Source organism: Ruegeria sp. BG7 (genome assembly GCF_056535685.1).
The window spans coordinates 1,838,754-1,857,500 of record NZ_JBQFIU010000001.1 but is presented as its reverse complement, the minus strand read 5'-3'; the positions used below and the strand labels follow the sequence as shown (position 1 = coordinate 1,857,500).

At 56.8% G+C, this 18,747-nt stretch carries 14 protein-coding genes, 1 tRNA gene and 2 rRNA genes (1 of these 17 cut by a window edge); all 17 read left to right on the top strand.

Annotated elements, in window-relative coordinates; translation table 11 throughout:
- A 23S ribosomal RNA gene (locus ACR3EH_RS09240) occupies positions 1-2,530 on the top strand; it begins 333 nt to the left of the window's first position.
- 190 nt (positions 2,531-2,720) lie between these two features.
- A 5S ribosomal RNA gene (gene rrf / locus ACR3EH_RS09235) occupies positions 2,721-2,835 on the top strand.
- Between the two features lie 125 nt (positions 2,836-2,960).
- Positions 2,961-3,037 (top strand) — tRNA-Met (locus tag ACR3EH_RS09230).
- Positions 3,038-3,564: 527 nt separating this feature from the next.
- The gene (locus ACR3EH_RS09225) at positions 3,565-4,035 is read left to right on the top strand and encodes a TauD/TfdA dioxygenase family protein (RefSeq protein WP_171189163.1); all 471 of its coding nucleotides are present in this window, start codon (positions 3,565-3,567) and stop codon (positions 4,033-4,035) included.
- Between the two features lie 212 nt (positions 4,036-4,247).
- Positions 4,248-5,249 carry a Gfo/Idh/MocA family protein gene (locus ACR3EH_RS09220; protein WP_171189161.1) on the top strand — a complete coding sequence of 334 codons (1,002 nt, stop codon included), beginning with the start codon at positions 4,248-4,250 and terminating at the stop codon, positions 5,247-5,249.
- Positions 5,249-6,820 carry an acyl CoA:acetate/3-ketoacid CoA transferase gene (locus ACR3EH_RS09215; protein ID WP_171189159.1) on the top strand — a complete coding sequence of 524 codons (1,572 nt, stop codon included), beginning with the start codon at positions 5,249-5,251 and terminating at the stop codon, positions 6,818-6,820. Before ACR3EH_RS09220 ends, ACR3EH_RS09215 begins: the two co-directional genes overlap by 1 nt.
- A complete protein-coding gene (locus ACR3EH_RS09210; RefSeq protein WP_171189157.1) occupies positions 6,817-7,584 on the top strand; it encodes an enoyl-CoA hydratase/isomerase family protein in 768 nt (255 codons plus the stop codon). The genes ACR3EH_RS09215 and ACR3EH_RS09210 overlap by 4 nt, the downstream gene beginning before the upstream one ends.
- A gap of 4 nt (positions 7,585-7,588) precedes the next feature.
- Complete coding sequence (locus tag ACR3EH_RS09205) at positions 7,589-9,112, top strand: aldehyde dehydrogenase family protein (RefSeq protein ID WP_171189155.1); 1,524 nt, start codon at positions 7,589-7,591, stop codon at positions 9,110-9,112.
- Positions 9,113-9,168: 56 nt separating this feature from the next.
- Positions 9,169-10,419, top strand: coding sequence for an ABC transporter substrate-binding protein (locus ACR3EH_RS09200; protein WP_171189153.1), 1,251 nt, complete (start codon positions 9,169-9,171; stop codon positions 10,417-10,419).
- Between the two features lie 101 nt (positions 10,420-10,520).
- Positions 10,521-11,414, top strand: coding sequence for a carbohydrate ABC transporter permease (locus ACR3EH_RS09195; RefSeq protein ID WP_170376146.1), 894 nt, complete (start codon positions 10,521-10,523; stop codon positions 11,412-11,414).
- Positions 11,414-12,295: a carbohydrate ABC transporter permease gene (locus ACR3EH_RS09190; RefSeq protein ID WP_171189151.1), complete on the top strand. Its 882-nt coding sequence runs from the start codon at positions 11,414-11,416 to the stop codon at positions 12,293-12,295. Before ACR3EH_RS09195 ends, ACR3EH_RS09190 begins: the two co-directional genes overlap by 1 nt.
- 6 nt (positions 12,296-12,301) lie before the next feature.
- Positions 12,302-13,414, top strand: a complete 1,113-nt coding sequence (locus ACR3EH_RS09185) for an ABC transporter ATP-binding protein (RefSeq protein ID WP_171189148.1) — start codon at positions 12,302-12,304, stop codon at positions 13,412-13,414.
- The gene (locus ACR3EH_RS09180; protein WP_171189146.1) at positions 13,411-14,901 is read left to right on the top strand and encodes a GMC oxidoreductase; all 1,491 of its coding nucleotides are present in this window, start codon (positions 13,411-13,413) and stop codon (positions 14,899-14,901) included. The genes ACR3EH_RS09185 and ACR3EH_RS09180 overlap by 4 nt, the downstream gene beginning before the upstream one ends.
- Positions 14,898-15,656, top strand: coding sequence for a 3-ketoacyl-ACP reductase (locus ACR3EH_RS09175; RefSeq protein ID WP_171189144.1), 759 nt, complete (start codon positions 14,898-14,900; stop codon positions 15,654-15,656). The genes ACR3EH_RS09180 and ACR3EH_RS09175 overlap by 4 nt, the downstream gene beginning before the upstream one ends.
- Before the next feature lie 16 nt (positions 15,657-15,672).
- The gene (locus ACR3EH_RS09170; protein WP_171189142.1) at positions 15,673-17,259 is read left to right on the top strand and encodes a GMC family oxidoreductase; all 1,587 of its coding nucleotides are present in this window, start codon (positions 15,673-15,675) and stop codon (positions 17,257-17,259) included.
- A 2-nt stretch (positions 17,260-17,261) separates the two neighbouring features.
- The gene (locus ACR3EH_RS09165; RefSeq protein WP_171189140.1) at positions 17,262-17,570 is read left to right on the top strand and encodes a Dabb family protein; all 309 of its coding nucleotides are present in this window, start codon (positions 17,262-17,264) and stop codon (positions 17,568-17,570) included.
- Positions 17,571-17,574: 4 nt separating this feature from the next.
- Positions 17,575-18,744 carry a dihydrodipicolinate synthase family protein gene (locus tag ACR3EH_RS09160; protein ID WP_171675859.1) on the top strand — a complete coding sequence of 390 codons (1,170 nt, stop codon included), beginning with the start codon at positions 17,575-17,577 and terminating at the stop codon, positions 18,742-18,744.
- Positions 18,745-18,747: the final 3 nt, after the last annotated feature.

The following is an 18,747-nucleotide window of genomic DNA, read 5'->3' as shown; positions in this document are numbered from 1 at the left end:
GGAAGCATGGCCATAGCGGGTGACAGCCCCGTATAGGAAGCTTTGATGGACGTATTAAGTAGGGCGGAACACGTGAAATTCTGTCTGAAGATCGGAGGACCACCTTCGAAGGCTAAGTACTCCTTGCTGACCGATAGCGAACCAGTACCGTGAGGGAAAGGTGAAAAGCACCCCGACGAGGGAGTGAAACAGTACCTGAAACCGAACGCCTACAATCAGTCGGAGGATCCTCGAGATCTGACGGCGTACCTTTTGTATAATGGGTCATCGACTTGGTCTCACGAGCAAGCTTAAGCCGTTAGGTGTAGGCGTAGCGAAAGCGAGTCTTAATAGGGCGCATGAGTTCGTGGGATCAGACCCGAAACCGAGTGATCTAGGCATGGCCAGGTTGAAGGTAAGGTAACACTTACTGGAGGACCGAACCCACATCCGTTGAAAAGGATCGGGATGAGCTGTGCCTAGGGGTGAAAGGCCAATCAAACTCGGAGATAGCTGGTTCTCTGCGAAATCTATTTAGGTAGAGCGTCATCCGAATACCCCGGGGGGTAGAGCACTGGATGGGTAATGGGGCCCCACAGGCTTACTGATCCTAACCAAACTCCGAATACCCGGGAGTACTAGATGGCAGACACACTGCGGATGCTAACGTCCGTAGTGGAGAGGGAAACAACCCTGACCTACAGCTAAGGCCCCCAATTCATGGCTAAGTGGGAAAGCAGGTGGGACGACCAAAACAACCAGGAGGTTGGCTTAGAAGCAGCCATCCTTTAAAGATAGCGTAACAGCTCACTGGTCTAAATAAGTTGTCCTGCGGCGAAGATGTAACGGGGCTCAAGCCATGAGCCGAAGCTTAGGATGCCGTAAGGCATGGTAGCAGAGCGTAGTGTGACATAGAACTCATCCTGTATTGCCGCCGGTTATGTGGTGCGCGTAAGCGCGCTCAAGTAGCCGAATAGGCGGTAGCGCAGGATAGAGTTCTTTCGATGAAGCCGGCGCGTGAGCGATCCGGTGGAGAGATCACTAGTGAGAATGATGACATGAGTAGCGACAAAGAGTGTGAGAGACACTCTCGCCGAAAGTCCAAGGGTTCCTGCTTAAAGCTAATCTGAGCAGGGTAAGCCGGCCCTAAGCCGAGGCCGAAAGGCGTAGGCGATGGGAACTAGGTTAATATTCCTAGGCCAGGAGGATGTGACGGATCACAGGTGTAGTTCAATCTTATCGGATTGATTGGGCTGCTGAGTGGTTCCTGGAAATAGCCCTCCATCAGACCGTACCCTAAACCGACACAGGTGGACTGGTAGAGCATACCAAGGCGCTTGAGAGAACGATGTTGAAGGAACTCGGCAAAATACCTCCGTAAGTTCGCGAGAAGGAGGCCCGGTTCCTAGGCAACTAGGGGCTGGGGGCACAAACCAGGGGGTGGCGACTGTTTATTAAAAACACAGGGCTCTGCGAAGTCGCAAGACGACGTATAGGGTCTGACGCCTGCCCGGTGCCTGAAGGTTAAAAGGAGAGGTGAGAGCCTTGAATTGAAGCCCAGGTAAACGGCGGCCGTAACTATAACGGTCCTAAGGTAGCGAAATTCCTTGTCGGGTAAGTTCCGACCTGCACGAATGGCGTAACGACTTCCCCGCTGTCTCCAACATCGACTCAGCGAAATTGAATTGCCTGTCAAGATGCAGGCTTCCCGCGGTTAGACGGAAAGACCCCGTGCACCTTTACTACAGCTTCGCACTGGCATCAGGATTGTGATGTGCAGGATAGGTGGTAGGCTTTGAAGCGGAAACGCAAGTATCCGTGGAGCCTCCCTTGAGATACCACCCTTCGCACTCTTGATGTCTAACCGCGGTCCGTTATCCGGATCCGGGACCCTGCGTGGCGGGTAGTTTGACTGGGGCGGTCGCCTCCTAAAGCGTAACGGAGGCGCGCGAAGGTTGGCTCAGAGCGGTCGGAAATCGCTCGTTGAGTGCAATGGCAGAAGCCAGCCTGACTGCAAGACTGACAAGTCGAGCAGAGTCGAAAGACGGCCATAGTGATCCGGTGGTCCCGAGTGGAAGGGCCATCGCTCAACGGATAAAAGGTACGCCGGGGATAACAGGCTGATACTGCCCAAGAGTCCATATCGACGGCAGTGTTTGGCACCTCGATGTCGGCTCATCTCATCCTGGGGCTGGAGCAGGTCCCAAGGGTACGGCTGTTCGCCGTTTAAAGAGGTACGTGAGCTGGGTTTAGAACGTCGTGAGACAGTTCGGTCCCTATCTGCCGTGGGTGTAGGAGACTTGAGAGGAGTTGCCCCTAGTACGAGAGGACCGGGGTGAACGATCCACTGGTGGACCAGTTGTCGTGCCAACGGCAGTGCTGGGTAGCTATGATCGGACAGGATAACCGCTGAAGGCATCTAAGCGGGAAGCCCCCCTCAAAACAAGGTCTCCCTGAGGGCCGTGGAAGACCACCACGTCAATAGGCCGGAGATGTAAGCGCAGTAATGCGTTCAGTTGACCGGTACTAATCGCCCGATAGGCTTGATTTGATCCAGTAACAGAAAGACAAATCAAACCAAAAGCATACACCGACCTTGGTTTGGATAACCGTGTCGCACCAAGCGGCACTGTTGGTTGATAAACACAACCGAGTGGCACCGCGCATTCGCAAGCGAATACGCTGCCTGCCACCCGTCGCTTTCTTGCTCCGCAAGAAAGTCGACATGGGCTTTTCCTCGGTTTGGTGGTCATAGCGCAAGTGAAACACCCGGTCCCATACCGAACCCGGAAGTTAAGCACTGCCGCGCCAATGGTACTTGGGCTTAAGCCCCGGGAGAGTAGGTCACCGCCAAACCTAGAAAAAGCCCAACAATCTCTCTAATACGATGAAAAGAACACTACCCGGCCTCAAGCAGCGTAAGCGATAGGCCAACAAACGGTCTCAAGTAGCCGAATAGGCGGTAGACCAACGCAAAGTGTCGCGGGATGGAGCAGCCCGGTAGCTCGTCAGGCTCATAACCTGAAGGTCGTAGGTTCAAATCCTACTCCCGCAACCAGCGATACTTGCGAAACCGCCTCGGCTATGTCGGTATGGGCGGTTTTTGCTTTTTTACCAGACGCTAAGGCGAGAATGCCGGCAAGATCTCCATGCAGATCAATGTCATATCCATCTTCAGACGGTGTCAGCACCACCTTGTCGATCAGAGCGCGCAGCGCCTCAGCAGCTTCGCTGCGTACGTCGGGCTCATTGAGGGCGTTGGCAAGATCGCTGACTTTGGAGTGATAGAGCCTCGACAGGTTGGGGTGCAGCACAGGTTGGGGCGCTGGCGCCGCGTTCAAGTCATTTTCCAATTGGGCTTTCCTCGCTTCCAACTCAGCCATTTTGTCTTTGACGGTCGACGCCGGCGCTCCGTCGATCAGTGCTTGAACCAGACGAGCCAGCGCGTGATTGGTCTTTGCGAGTTCGGCTTCCTTGGACGCGCGAGACGATTGGGAAGTGGCTCTCAACCGGTTGGTCTCTGCGACGAACTCTTCGCAGAAGACACTGAACAGGTCTGGGTCCATCAATTGGTCGGAGAGTGCGATGAGAACCCAGTCTTCAACTTTGGTCCTCGCGATGGACTTGTCGCCCACGATGCGTGGTTTCCTCGATGGTTTGTGGGCGGTGCATTCCTCCCGTCATGCCTTTGGAGCCAGCATCATGGACACAGAAGCCGCAAAAAGAGGTCGGTTGGGTAACGCCGAAGCTGCCATGCAAGACGCTTTGCACCCCGTTGTCATCACGCATCCTCTCAGCGGTCGGCGAGGTTTGTTCGTCAATCTTGTGTTCACGACCGAAATAAAAGGCTTGAGCGCGGATGAGTCTGCCGCGGTGCTGGCTATGATTTATGATCATTGCAAGCAGCCCGAATTCCAATGCCGCCTGCGTTGGCAGGAAGGGGATATCGCCATTTGGGACAACAGAGCGACCTGCCACAAAGCGATCAACGATTACCATGGGTTTCGACGCCTTATGCACAGGGTGACGGTGGAAGGAGACGCTCTGACGCAATGATGCAAGTGGCACACGGCGAATTTCTGCGACTCAGTTGGAGAGCCGACACGCTATGAATCTCTTCGATTCCCTGTGATTGCTTTTTGATGAGGTGCCCAGCTTCGTGGTTTTAGCCATGTTTTCTTACCTTTAAAGCGCGTTAAGAGTTTTTTCTTGTCATACTTGGAACGTTCCACTAGAAAATTGGAACGTTCCAAATTCGGGGAAATCAGATGAACTGGGCTTTTGTCGGAGCGAGTACGATAGCTTCACAACACATGCTGGGCGCGGTGCGTCATCAGACAAGCAACGAAGTGACCTGGGTCGTCAGCAATTCGCCTGACCGGGTGCAAACCTGGGCCAATGAACACGGTATTCCCAATGCGACCACAGACTTGGACGCTGCATTTGCTGACGAGAATGTTCAGGCTGTTTATATTTCCTCAACCAATGAGAAACACCACGGCCAGGCAATGGCAGCCATTTCGGCTGGTAAGCATGTACTGTGTGAAAAGCCGCTTGGGATGACGCAAGCGGAAGCTATCGAGATGGTGCGTGCGGCCGACACGGCTGGCGTGACATTTGGAACCAATCATCACCTGCGTTGCTCTGGCAGCCATCGCGCAATTCGTGACCTAATTGCAGCCGGGCGCGTCGGAGACGTTCTCTCGCTACGAATCCATCACGCAGTGCATCTGCCGGGTAACTTGCAGGGGTGGCGTATAAACTCTGCGGATGCTGGTGGCGGCGTGATCCCCGACATCGTTGTTCATGATGCAGATGTCACCCGCTTCCTGCTCAATGAAGACCCGGTGTCTGTCGTCGCGCAAATGGCCAGTTCCGGGATGGGGCAGGGCGTCGAAGACTCCTGCATGTCTGTCTGGACGATGCCCTCGGGCGCAATGGTCATGACACATGAAAGTTTTACGCACCCGTTTGCCGGGTCGGACCTTCAAGTTCACGGAACCAAGGGTTCGATTTTTGCGGATGGCGTCATGACGCAGCGACCGGTTGGGTCGATCAATCTGGTGACTGAAGCCGGAAGCGAAGAGATCCCGTTTTCGGATCATTCGCTTTACGTTCAGGGCGTATCAGAATTTGTCGCCGCGACCATAGACGAAGGTCGCCCGGCGGCTGACGGGCCCGATGGCGTGAAATCGTTGTCCGTGGCGCTTTGTGTGCGAGAAGCCGCAGCCTCGGGTCGGCGTATCAATGTAGATTATGGTGGTTTCTGATGACCAAGCTGGTTTCTGTTTCCGAGGCCGTTTCTCGCATCCCGGACAATGCGGTCGTCTCTGTGTCATCGTCTTCGGCTCTGGGTTGCCCTGATCTTGTTCTAAAGGCGATTGGAGAGCGGTTTCGCACTGAAGGGCATCCGCGCAACATTACAACGCTGCACCCTATTGCTGCAGGGGATATGTATGGCGTAAAGGGCATGGACTATCTGGCGCAGGATGGACTGCTAAGTCGCGTTCTCGCCGGATCATACCCGTCGGGCCCTTCCAGCCTTGAGATGCCGAAAATCTGGAAAATGATCGTCGAAGATCGAGTGGCTGCATACAACGTACCATCGGGAATTCTGTTCGATATGCATCGCGAAGCCGCAGCGCATCGACCTGGTGTTCTGACGCAGGTCGGGCTTGACACTTTCGTGGATCCTGTTCGCGAAGGATGCGCGATGAACGAGCGTGGTGCGACGGTTCCCATCGTTAATCGCAAGGAATTCGACGGTCAGACTTGGTTGCACTTCCCAAATATCAACCCGAACGTTTGCGTTTTGCGCGCAACTACGGCGGATGAGTTTGGCAACCTGACCTATGAACATGAAGGTGCCTATCTGGGCGGACTGGAGCAAGCGATTTGCGTGCGCAACCACGGTGGGCTCGTGATCGCACAGGTTCAACGTGTGACTGCTGCAGGTAGCTTGCGCCCCCATGACGTGCGCGTGCCGGGGCATCTGGTCGATCTGATCGTTGAAGACCCAGAGCAGATGCAAACGACAGAGACGCCCTATGACCCGGCGATCTCTGGCCAAATTATGCGCTCTTGGGACAGTTTTTCGCTGGCCGAGCACGGTGTCGAGAAGGTCATCGCACGACGGGCTGCCCAAGAACTGCGCAGCGGCATGAGCGCCAATTTGGGCTTTGGGATCAGCGCAATGGTTCCGCGTGTCTTGTTGGAGGAGGGCCATCCTCAGGCGGTAACTTGGGCGATTGAACAGGGGGCCGTCGGTGGTGTCCCACTAACCGGCTTTGCCTTTGGGTGCGCATCCAACGCGCATGCCTATGTGCCGTCACCACAGCAATTCATCTATTTCCAGGGCGGCGGGTTCGATATGTCGTTCCTCTCGTTCCTCGAGGTCGATGTCGAAGGCAACGTGAACGTCTCCAAACTTGGTAAAAAACCCTATTTGACAGCAGGGTGCGGCGGTTTCGTCGATATAACCACGCGGGCCAAAAAGATCGTGTTCTCGGGCTGGTTCGAAGCTGGCGCCAAGATTGATCTGGCGGATGATGGTATCCGTGTGAATGCCCCCGGAAAATTCACCAAGATGGTGGATCAGGTCGAACATGTCACATTCTCGGGCCGCCGTGCCCAGGAAACCGGTCAGGATGTGCTCTATGTAACCGAGCGTTGCGTTATTCGCCTGACGGATCAGGGGCTGGTCGCGACGGAAATCATGCCCGGCATTGAGGCGCAGCGCGATATTGCCGAAGCTTCAGGCGGTCGCGTCAAAGTCGCGGAAAACGCGGTTCAGATGCCCAAGTCGCTATTTGCAGTTGGCCCGATGGGGATGACACTTTGAGCAAACTGCGCATTCATATCGAGGGTGCAACCGCCGTCCTGACTTTGGACAACGAGGCCAAGCTCAATGCGTTAACTTTAGATATGCTGCACGCGCTGGAAGCTGGCCTGACAGAGGTCGAGCGTGACGTATCTATTCGTGCGCTTGTTCTGACCGGCGCGGGTGAAAAAGCGTTCTGTTGTGGGGCCGATATTGGCGCTTGGGGTGGTCTGAGCCCCGCCGAATTCGCGCGCCATTGGGTCCGTGATGGACATCGCATCTTTGACCGCCTGGCGCGGATCGGCAAGCCAACAATTGCTGCGATCAACGGTCATGCGTTCGGCGGTGGGCTAGAGCTGGCCAGTTGCTGCGATCTGCGCCTGATGACCCCGCGGTCCACGTTGGCTTTACCTGAAGCTCGGGTCGGGATTGTACCCGGCTGGTCCGGGACACAGCGGTTGACCCGGCTGATCCCCGAAGCTACGGTGAAAGAGATGGCCCTCTTTGGGCGCCGTATTGGTGCTGACCGCGCCGTGGCCTTGGGCTATGCGACCGAGGTGACTGACGACGCTCTGGCGCGCGCGCTTGAGATCACCGCCGAACTAAGCGACCTTTCGCCTCGCGCCACCGAAATCTCAAAAAACATGATCCATGCAGCGGTCGGTGAAGACACTCATGCCGTGGTCGAAGCCCTTGGTAGCGCAGCGATTGCCGCCTCAGCGGACCGCGAAGAAGGCGTTGCCGCGTTCATTGAAAAACGTAACCCCACATTTTCGGGCCTTTGACAATATGAAAGATATCACCATCAACCCTGCTATCCCGTTCGAGTTGCCGCCGTTGTTCGAAGGTCGGCATCTCATCGATGGCAGGTGGCAGAATAGCGCGTCGGGTGAGACGTTCGAACGACGCTCACCCTCGCACGGGCACATCGTCAGCCGTTCGGCGTTGGGTGGCGAGGCTGAAGCCGAGGCCGCGATCCAGGCGGCGCGCAAGGTGTTCGACAGCGGTTATTGGAGCCGCGCATCCGGCAAAGAACGGGCAGCGGTTCTTCTGAGAGTTGCAGAACTGATCGAGCAGAACGTCGACCGCATCGCCCTGATCGAAACGCTGGAGAGTGGCAAGCCGATCAGCCAATCCAAGGGCGAGGTAGGAGGTGCCGCAGACCTTTGGCGTTATGCTGCCTCGTTGGCGCGCAGTACGCACGGTGACAGTCATAACACTCTCGGCGCAGACATGATGGGTGTCGTGTTGAAGGAACCCATTGGGGTCGTGTCCATCATCACGCCATGGAATTTCCCGTTCTGGATCCTCAGTCAGAAGCTCCCCTTTGCATTGGCCGCTGGTTGCACTGTTGTTGTGAAGCCGTCTGAGATGACACCGTCGACAACCTTGATGCTTGCCGAGCTGTTGGTCGAAGCCGGTTTACCCGCAGGTGTCTGTAATGTCGTGCTTGGTTACGGCGTTCCCGTCGGACGCACTATGTCCGGCCACGACAGCGTGGATATGGTCAGCTTTACCGGCTCGACAGCCGTGGGCAAGACGATCAGCGTGGTTGCATCGGACACGCTTAAGAAAGTTGCGCTGGAGCTTGGGGGCAAAAACCCGCAGGTCATCTTTCCTGATGCCGATCTGGATGCAGCGGCGGATGCCGTTGTGTTCGGTGTTTATTTCAATGTCGGCCAGTGCTGCAATTCAAGCAGTCGTATCATTGTGCACGAAGATATCGCCGACGATTTCCGTGAGCGAGTCGTTGCCTTGTCGCGCAAAGTCAAATTCGGCGATCCACTGGACCCGACAACGCAAGTCGGAGCTATTGTAACACCGGAGCACAACTCAAAAATCGACGCTTATGTCAAACAGGCGCGGGCGTCCGGTGCGACTATCGATCTGGGTGGTGAGCCGCTGGAGGTCGAAGGCCTCGGTGCTCAGTTTTATCAGCCGACTGTGATTTCCAACGTCTCGTCCGACATGCCCATTGCCCGTGATGAGGTATTCGGGCCGGTTCTGTCCGTTTTGACTTTCAAAACACTGGACGAAGCCATCGCGCTCACCAATGATAGCGCTTACGGTCTGTCGGCAGGGGTCTGGAGCGAAAACGTTCACACCTGCCTAGAGTTTGCCCGCCGAGCAGAAGCGGGAACGGTCTGGACCAATACCTGGATGGACGGGTTCCCCGAGGTCGCTTTCGGTGGGGTCAAACAATCCGGGCAGGGGCGGGAAATCGGACGATATGGGTTCGAGGAATTCTTCGAAGTGAAATCAGTGGTCATGCGCGTCGGCAACAGCCGGGCGCCATGGGTTCCACACGACTAAGACCGGGCACCAGATTGGTCCCGAGTGAGAATAACGCATTAAGGGAGGAAACAAGAATGCGTAAATTTTTGAATACAAAATCGCTGTTTGTGGCAGGTCTACTGTGCACGACCAGCCTTGCGCACGCTGAAGACGTGGAAGTTCTGCACTGGTGGACTTCTGGCGGCGAGGCTGCAGCATTGAACGTTCTCAAGGACGACCTTTCCGGACAGGGCATCGGCTGGACCGACATGCCTGTTGCAGGTGGCGGTGGTGAGCAGGCGATGACCGTTCTGCGCGCACGCGTCACCGCAGGCAACGCTCCAACAGCCGTTCAGGCTCTGGGCTTTGACATTCTGGACTGGGCCGATCAGGGCGCGCTGGCCGATCTGAACGAAGTGGCAGCCCAGGAAGGTTGGGATGACGTCGTCCCAGATGCGCTGAAAGCCTTCGCCAAGCATGACGGCAAATGGGTCTCGGCTCCTGTGAACGTGCATTCGACCAACTGGGTCTGGGCTAACAAGGCGGTGCTGGACGCCAACGGCATTGCACAGCCCACCAACTGGGAAGAATTCGTCGCCGCAGTTGAGGCGTTGAAAGCCGCTGGTGTCACCCCGATCGCGCATGGTGGTCAGGCATGGCAGGACGCGACCGTGTTCGATGCTATCGCGATGTCGACGCTGGGGCCTGACGGCTACAAAGCGGCTTTCATCGACTTGGACGAGGAAACGCTGGGTGGCGACGCGATGAAAGAAGCGTTTGACCGTATGGCCTTTATCCGCGACAACGTGGATGAGAACTTCTCGGGTCGTGACTGGAACCTGGCGACAGCGATGGTCATCAACGGCGAAGCCGGCTTCCAAATGATGGGTGATTGGGCCAAAGGCGAATTCCTAAACGCGGGCAAAGTGCCGGGCGAAGACTTTTTGTGCTTCCGCTTCCCGGGTACTCAGGATCAGGTCACCTTCAACGCTGACCAGTTCATGATGTTTGATCAGGGCGGTACGGTATCGGCCGAGCAAGCCGCGCTGGCCAGCGCGATCCTGTCGCCATCCTTCCAGATTGCCTTTAACAAGGTGAAGGGCTCTGTCCCGGCTCGTACTGACGTGGATGGAAGCGATCTGGATGCGTGTGGTCAGCAGGGCATGAAAGATTTGGCCGCCGCGGCTTCGTCAGGCAACCTGTTCGGCTCGATGGCACACGGACATGCCGCGCCGGCGTCAGTCAAGAACGCCGTCTATGACGTGGTGACCGCCCACTTTAACGGCGAGTACGGCAGCGAAGATGCCGTGACCGAACTGGTTGACGCCGTTTCGATCGCCAAGTGATCCACAATTGATCCTCCCGATGGGGCGGCGGTCTGGCCGCCCTTTCACCAAACGGGCGCAAAAGCTCCGATCTAACACGACTCGAACGAGGAGGGCGCGCCATGGCTGCTTCAGCCGACGCGGATTTTAAGACACGCCTTCAGAACTGGATACCCAAGCTGGTCCTGTCACCGTCGCTGGCGATGATGCTGGTCTTTGTCTACGGGTTCATTCTGTTTTCGGTCTACCTGTCATTCACCGACAGTCGCATCCTGCCGTCCTTTGGATGGGTCGGATGGGAAAACTACGACAAACTGTGGCGGCTGAGCCATTGGGAAACCTCGTTGATCAATATGGGGATTTTCGCGAGCCTATATATCGTGATCTGCACCTGTATCGGCCTGGGCCTGGCGATCTTCCTTGATCAGAAAATCCGGGGGGAAGGGCTGCTGCGTCCCATCTACCTCTATCCGATGGCTCTGAGCTTCATCGTCACCGGTACAGCCTGGAAGTGGTTCCTTGACCCTGGCATCGGGTTGGAAAACGTGATGCACACATGGGGTTGGACCAGCTTCGAGTTCGACTGGATAAAAAACCGTGATTACGCCATCTACACAGTGGTTCTAGCAGCCGTCTGGCAGACGAGCGGCTTCGTGATGGCAATGTTTCTGGCTGGCCTGCGTGGGATCGACAACGAAATTCTGCGGGCTGCGCAAATGGACGGGGCCTCGAACTGGAACCTCTATCGCCGGATCATTATCCCGCAACTACGACCAGCCTTCTTGTCGGCCTTCGTGATCCTCAGCCACCTGGCGATCAAGACCTTTGACCTTGTCATCGCCCTGACCGGGGGTGGCCCCGGTCGCGCCACAGAACTACCCGCGACCTTCATGTATTCTTACACGTTCACGCGAAACCAGATGGGGATCGGTGCGGCCTCGGCCACGATCATGCTGATGACCATTGCGGCGATCATGATCCCCTATCTTTACGCCGAATTGCGGGAGAAACGCTGATGTCTCAAGCTACTCAGGATACCGCAATCCGAACGGGCCGCGTTACGCGCACGTTGATCTATCTGGTGCTGCTTCTGTTCGGTCTGTTCTACCTGCTGCCGCTCTATGTCATGCTGGTGAACTCGGTGAAGCCATTGGAAGAGATCACCGGCGGCGGCATGATGAACCTGCCGCATGTGTTCACGATTGAGCCGTGGCTCAAGGCGTGGTCCTCGGCTCAGATCGGGGTCGATCCAACCGGATTGAAGCCGTATTTTTGGAACTCGATCAAGATGGTGGTTCCAGCGGTGATCGTCTCGACCATACTTGGTGCGTTGAACGGTTACGTGCTGACGAAATGGCGCTTCAAGTACGACACTATCCTATTCGGTCTGATGCTGTTTGCCTGCTTCATCCCGTTTCAGATCGTCCTTATCCCGATGGCGCGGATGCTGGGCATCATCGGGCTGGCTGGCACCACTTGGGGTCTAGCGCTGGTTCATGTGGTCTATGGGATCGGCTTCACCACGCTGTACTTCCGCAACTACTATGCCGTATTCCCGACCGAGCTGATCCGGGCGGCGCAGATCGACGGGGCAGGGTTCTTCCAGATCTTCTGGCGCATCCTTCTGCCCAGTTCTGGACCGATCGCCGTGGTTTCAATCATCTGGCAGTTCACCAACATCTGGAATGACTTCCTGTTCGGTGCGTCCTTTGCGGATGCCAACAGCCAACCGATGACGGTGGCGTTGAACAATCTGGTGCAGTCATCAACCGGTGTGAAGGAATACAACGTTCATTTTGCAGGCGCCATTCTGGCGGCCATGCCAACTCTGCTCGTCTACATCGTGGCCGGTCGATACTTCGTCCGCGGCCTGATGGCGGGTTCGGTGAAAGGATAAGACCTCATGGGTTTTCTAGACATAGACAACGCGACCAAATCCTACGGGGCGGTTGAGGTTCTGCACAAGGTCGACATCTCGGTGCAGGAAGGAGAGTTCCTGGTTCTGGTCGGTCCCTCGGGCTGTGGCAAATCCACTCTGCTGAACATGATCGCGGGGCTGGAAGAGATCACCAGCGGCGAAATCCGCATCAAGGATCAGGTGATGAACGGGGTGCACCCGTCCAACCGCAACATTGCCATGGTTTTCCAAAGCTATGCTTTGTATCCCAATATGACGGTCGGGCAGAACATCACTTTCGGACTTGAGATGCATGGTGTGCCCAAGCCTGAACGCGACAAAGCGATGCAAGAAGTTGCCAAGCTCTTGCAGATCGAGCAGTTGCTGGATCGTAAGCCCGGTCAGTTGTCGGGCGGTCAGCGCCAGCGGGTTGCGATGGGTCGCGCGTTGGTACGGAACCCTGATGTATTTCTGTTCGATGAACCGCTCTCGAACCTGGATGCCAAGCTTCGCGTCGACATGCGAACCGAGATCAAAAAGCTGCATCAAAATCTCGGGACCACCATCGTCTATGTGACGCATGACCAGATCGAGGCGATGACGCTTTCAAGCCGGATCGCCGTGATGAACGGCGGTTATGTCCAACAGCTGGGTACGCCGCAGGAAATCTATGACACACCTGCGAATATCTTCGTCGCAACATTCATGGGCTCGCCTGCGATGAACGTGGTACCGGCCAAGGTTGCGGTTTTGAATGGCCGCCCTCATGCAGGGGTCGCTGTTCACGACGGATCTATGGCGCAACTTCCGTTCAGCCAGGACAACTTGGCCGCATGGGATGGGCGCGAGATCTTGTTGGGAATCCGCCCTGAGACAATCACCGATATGGATGGCGCGGATCGAAAGTCGTCGAACATCGCGCAGATGGCCAACCGTATCGTGGTGACGGAGCCCGCTGGATCGGACACCTTCGTCTCGATGCAATTGGGCGGACGAGATGTGATCGCGCGTATGCGTTCGGATGCCGAAGTGGCACCGGGTCAGGATTTCAACTTTGCAGTGAACATGGAAAAGGCCGTGGCTTTTGATCCCGAAAGCGAGATGCGGATCCTTCCATGAATCGAGCTGACGTCATAATCATTGGGTCGGGTATCGGGGGGGCAACACTGGCTGCGGCGTTGGCTCCGTCCGGTCGTCGCATTCTGATCCTTGAACGAGGCAAGCGATTGCACCCCTCGCCGCTAGATCGAGACCCAAGGGCGATCTTTGCCAATGGGCACTTTCGCCCCGATGAAACATGGCTGGACGGAGCAGGCAAACCTTTCAACCCGGGAAACTACTACTGCGTTGGTGGAAATTCCAAGTTCTACGGCGCAGCTTTGATACGCTATCGGAAAGAGGATTTTGAGCCGCGTCAGCATATGGGTGGCTATTCGCACGGTTGGCCCATGCCCTATGAAGAGCTGGAGGCGGATTACACCACCGCGGAACAGCTTTACGACGCACGTGGGACCACCAAAGAGGACCCCACCGAACCGCCGCACAGTAGGGGTTATCCGCACCCACCTGTGCCGGATGAGGTTGATATTGCAGACCTGAGGAACCGGCTAAGCCACGCAGGCCTGACGCCATCCTCAGTGCCTTTGGGCGTGGATATCGAAACCTGGTTGCGGGCTGGGCAAACAACTTGGGATGCGTTTCCCAATACATGCGGCGGCAAAATGGACGCCGAAACCTGTGCCCTCGCCGAGGCATTGAAGCATGGGAATGTCGAGCTGCTAACTGACGCGCGTGTCCGAAAATTGAAGGCTGATGCCATTGGTCGTGTCACAAGTGTCGAAGTTGATGGCCACGGTACCCTGCGTGCGCCGGTCATCGTGCTTGCAGCAGGTGCGGTACAGTCCTCGGTACTGTTGCTGCAATCCGCGAACGACAATTGTCCAATCGGTCTTGCCAATCGGTCCGATCAGGTCGGACGGAACTTCATGAACCACAATTGTTCGGCGGTGCTGGCCCTTCATCCGCTGCGCCGAAACAGGGCGATCTATCAAAAGACATTGATGTTCAACGACTATTACAACAGCGACGGACAGGGTGGCTTGCCTTTGGGCAACATTCAGATGTTGGGAAAGATCACTGGGCCGATCCTTGCGTCGCAAACCCATCTACCGGGGCCAATTGCAGCACTGATCGCAAATCGCAGTTTTGATTTCTATGCTATGTCCGAGGATCTGCCGAACCCAGAAAGCCGGGTGACGGTCGAAGGTGACCAGATCAAGCTGGATTGGAAACGCTCGAATTGGGCTGCGCACGAGGCCTTGGTTGCGCGGCTAAAGGCGCATCTGAAGCAGGCCGGGTTTCCCGTGGTACTGTCGCGACCATTTGATCGGCGAACTCCGTCGCATCAATGCGGAACTGCACGGATGGGCAATGACCCGGCAAGCAGTGTCGTCGACACGTTCTGTCGCAGCCACGACCACAAGAACCTGTTCATCGTCGACGCGTCAGTTCTTCCGACATCTGCGGCGGTGAATCCGGCCCTCACTATAGCCGCACTCGCACTCCGCTCGGGGCGTCATATCATTGAAACGGAGTTCGCCGCATGACCGGAACAGCATTGGTGACCGGAGGACAACAGGGCATTGGACTAGGGGTGGCGCGCGCCTTGATCGCGGTGGGGTACAAGGTCGCAATTGCCTCTCGCTCGGAGCCCGACAAACCAGTCGTTAAGGCAGCTTTGGCAGAGCTTGGCCCAAGCGCAATTTATGTGCAGCACGACGTGTCCGACATTGATCACGTTCCGGCGCTACTGGATCTGATCGAAGCCGATTTGGGCCCGATCACCGCGTTGATAAACAACGCAGGGGTTGGGGCGCCAGTGCGGGGCGACATGCTGGATCTGAAGCCCGAGAACTGGGACTTCGTGCAGAATATCAACCTGCGTGGCGCGTTTTTTCTGGCGCAAGAGGTGGCCCGGCGCATGTTGGAGCAGCCTCAAGATACCTATCGTTCGATCACCTTTGTCACCTCTGTCAGCGCGACAATGGTATCGATCGAACGCGCCGAGTACTGCGTGTCCAAGGCAGCCGCAGCGATGATGGCTCAGTTGTTCGCAGTACGCTTGGCCCCCGAAGGCATCGGCGTCTTTGAGCTGCGACCGGGCATCATCGCGACCGAGATGACGGCGGGCGTGCGCGACAAGTACACCGACCGTATCGAAGGCGGTCTTGTTCCCGCGGCACGCTGGGGTGAGCCCGAGGATATTGGGTCCGTTGTCGTCCCACTGGTTCAGGGGCATATGCACTTTGCGAACGGTGCCGTCATCCCGGTGGATGGCGGCTTGTCGATTTCACGTCTGTAAGTCAGGGCATATAAGAATGTCTGAAGGATATGATTTCATTGTCATTGGGGGCGGCTCGGCAGGCTCGGTTATCGCTGCGCGTCTTTCCGAAGAACCGTCGGCGCGTGTGCTGTTGCTAGAGGCCGGCTCCACCGACCGTCACCCGTTCTTCCACCTACCAGCCGGGTTCGCGAAGATGACCAAGGGTATCGGCAGCTGGGGCTGGTCCACGGTTCCGCAAAGGCACATGCAGAACAAGGTCTTCAACTACACCCAGGCCAAGGTGATCGGCGGAGGGTCTGCAATTAACGCGCAAATCTACACGCGGGGTGCAGCTCAGGATTACGATGCCTGGAGACAGATGGGGTGCGAGGGGTGGAGTTATGCCGACGTGCTGCCCTATTTCAAAAAGTCCGAAGACAACGACACCTACGACGACGAATTTCACGGCAAGGGCGGACCGCTGGGCGTGTCCATGCCCGCAGCACCTTTGCCAATCTGCGACGCCTACATCAAGGCCGCAGGGGAAGTGGGGATTCCCGAAACGCGCGATGTGAATGGGGCGAAACAGGATGGCGCGGGGTACTATCAGCTGACCCAGCGCAATGCGCGGCGATCCTCTGCTGCGATGGCGTTTATCGCGCCGAACCTCAGCCGCCCGAACCTGACCGTGCGCACCGGCGCACAGGTCCGCCGCATTATGGTGGACAAAGGCAGGGCGACTGGTGTCGAGATGATGAATGGGGACAAGATCTCCGCCGCGAAAGAGGTCATTCTGTCCTCAGGTGCCATCGGTTCGCCGCGCTTGTTGCAACTGTCGGGAATTGGCCCCGCGGATCATTTGGACAGCCTTGGCATCGACGCGGTTTTTCATCAGCCGCAGGTGGGCGCGAATTTGCAGGACCATCTGGATTTGTATTCCATCTGCGAAGTGACCGGCCCGCACACCTACGACCGTTTCGCTAAGCTGCACCTTTCAGCTTTTGCAGGCCTGCAATACCTTTTCACCCGCAAGGGACCGGTCGCGTCCAGCCTGTTCGAAACGGGTGGATTCTGGTACGCAGACCCGGATGCGCGTTCACCGGATCTTCAGTTGCATCTGGGGCTTGGTACCGGCATTGAGGCAGGGGTCGAGGCGATGCCCAACGGTGGGGTTACACTGAACGCCTGTTTTTTGCGACCCAGATCACACGGAACCGTCCGGTTGCAAAGTTCAGACCCCGCGATGATGCCGCTTATAGATCCCAACTATCTGGCGGATCCCTACGATCGCGAGATGTCCATTCGGGGGCTGAAGCTGGTGCAGAACATCCTCGCTCAGGATGCGCTGAAGCCGTACATCTTGGCAGAACGTTTGCCGGGTCCGGATGTGCGGACCGAGCAGGAGTATTTCGATTTTATCTGTGTACACTCCAAAACATCGCACCACTGCGCTGGTACCTGTCGTATGGGCAGCGATGCCGAAGCCGTTCTGGACCCGCGCCTGCGGTTCAATGGGATCGAAGGGCTTCGCGTCGCGGATGCGTCGATTATGCCGACGGTCAATTCATCGAACACCAATGCACCTACAATCATGATCGGGGAAAAAGCTTCCGACATGATCAAACAAGATCAGGGTTTCTAAAAATGATCCGCCATATCGTACTGACCAAGTTCCGCGCCGACGTGACCGAGGAGACAATCGGAGCCATCTACAAAGGTCTCGAGGACGTGTCAAAGGCCCTTCCCGGGGCCAGCGGGTTTACCGGGGGCCGCAGTGAGAGCCCCGAGCAGATCGAACGCGGATACATGCATGGTTTCGTGATCGACTTCGACGATTGGGCCGCGTTAGAGGCCTATCAGAACAACGAAACGCACAAGGCGCTGGGCGCGCAACTGGTCGAGAACGCGGTGGGTGGCATCGACGGCATTCTGGTTCTGGATTTGGAGGTTTGAGACAATGAAATTGATTTTGCCAAATCCTGAGGGGCAGCTGGAACCCTATGCGCTGACCGGAACGCCGATAGTACCGCGCAAGCCGCAGGTGCCTCTGACGCGCACGGCCTTTGCGGCGGCTCATGTGGTTTCAGACCCGCTGGTGGAACGTAATCCCTGGGATGGGCGTCCCGCAGTTGATTGGGAAGCGACCCTGCGATTTCGTCAGGGACTCTGGGATCAGGGGCTGGGTCTGGCCGAAGCCATGGATACCGCACAACGGGGTATGGGCGTCGATTGGGAGACCGCGCTGGAGCTGATCCAGCGCACAATGAAGGCTGCGCAGGCGCATCCGTTGTCGCCTCGGGTGGCTTGTGGGGCAGGGACTGATCACTTGCCTCTAAGCGCGTTGAACACAGCGGGTGAAATCCTGTCAGCCTACGAGCATCAGGCCGAGGCGATCGAAGCCGGCGGAGGGCAATTGATCCTCATGGCGTCACGCTCCTTCCCATCGATCAAGGCAGGTCCAGACACCTACCATGACGTATACCGCGCGCTGATCGATGGGGCTGCGGAGCCTGTAATCCTGCACTGGCTGGGCGATATGTTCGATCCTGCATTGACGGGCTATTGGGGTAGCACGGACATCAACGCGGCCAGCGACTTTGTGCTGTCCCTGATAAACGAAAATCCCGCCAAGGTTGATGGGATAAAAATATCCTTGCTGGATCAGGCACATGAAGAAAACTTCCGCGCGCGGTTGCCGGACGGCGTGCGCCTCTACACTGGTGACGATTTCGACTACGCCGATCTTATTGCCGGGGATGGAACGCATTTTTCCCACGCTCTACTCGGCATTTTCGCTGCTATCGCCCCCGCCGCCAGCCAGGCGCTTGAGGCGTTGGCTATGGGCGACATGGATCGCTACAACGCGCTGTTCGCACCGACTATTCCCCTCAGTCGAGAGATTTTTAAGGCTCCGACGCGGTTCTACAAAGCCGGGATTGCCTGTCTGGCATGGCTGAACGGAGCCCAGTCCCATTTCATCATGCCGGGTGGGTTCCAATCCAGCCGTGACATCTGCCACTACGCGCAAGTGTTCAGATTGGCGGATCAGGCCGGTTTACTCTCAGACCCTGAACTGGCTAAAGCACGGATGACCACGCTTCTCAGCTTGCATGGAGTTGAACAATAGCCT

Excerpts from the sequence above, each read along its gene's own strand:
- ACR3EH_RS09205 (WP_171189155.1), top strand. The coding sequence starts at position 7,589 with ATGAAAGATATCACCATCAACCCTGCTATCCCGTTCGAGTTGCCGCCG.
- ACR3EH_RS09215 (WP_171189159.1), top strand. The coding sequence starts at position 5,249 with ATGACCAAGCTGGTTTCTGTTTCCGAGGCCGTTTCTCGCATCCCGGAC.
- ACR3EH_RS09175 (WP_171189144.1), top strand. The coding sequence starts at position 14,898 with ATGACCGGAACAGCATTGGTGACCGGAGGACAACAGGGCATTGGACTA.
- ACR3EH_RS09190 (WP_171189151.1), top strand. The coding sequence starts at position 11,414 with ATGTCTCAAGCTACTCAGGATACCGCAATCCGAACGGGCCGCGTTACG.
- ACR3EH_RS09160 (WP_171675859.1), top strand. The coding sequence starts at position 17,575 with ATGAAATTGATTTTGCCAAATCCTGAGGGGCAGCTGGAACCCTATGCG.
- ACR3EH_RS09180 (WP_171189146.1), top strand. The coding sequence starts at position 13,411 with ATGAATCGAGCTGACGTCATAATCATTGGGTCGGGTATCGGGGGGGCA.
- ACR3EH_RS09195 (WP_170376146.1), top strand. The coding sequence starts at position 10,521 with ATGGCTGCTTCAGCCGACGCGGATTTTAAGACACGCCTTCAGAACTGG.
- ACR3EH_RS09220 (WP_171189161.1), top strand. The coding sequence starts at position 4,248 with ATGAACTGGGCTTTTGTCGGAGCGAGTACGATAGCTTCACAACACATG.
- ACR3EH_RS09200 (WP_171189153.1), top strand. The coding sequence starts at position 9,169 with ATGCGTAAATTTTTGAATACAAAATCGCTGTTTGTGGCAGGTCTACTG.
- ACR3EH_RS09165 (WP_171189140.1), top strand. The coding sequence starts at position 17,262 with ATGATCCGCCATATCGTACTGACCAAGTTCCGCGCCGACGTGACCGAG.
- ACR3EH_RS09170 (WP_171189142.1), top strand. The coding sequence starts at position 15,673 with ATGTCTGAAGGATATGATTTCATTGTCATTGGGGGCGGCTCGGCAGGC.
- ACR3EH_RS09225 (WP_171189163.1), top strand. The coding sequence starts at position 3,565 with ATGAGAACCCAGTCTTCAACTTTGGTCCTCGCGATGGACTTGTCGCCC.
- ACR3EH_RS09185 (WP_171189148.1), top strand. The coding sequence starts at position 12,302 with ATGGGTTTTCTAGACATAGACAACGCGACCAAATCCTACGGGGCGGTT.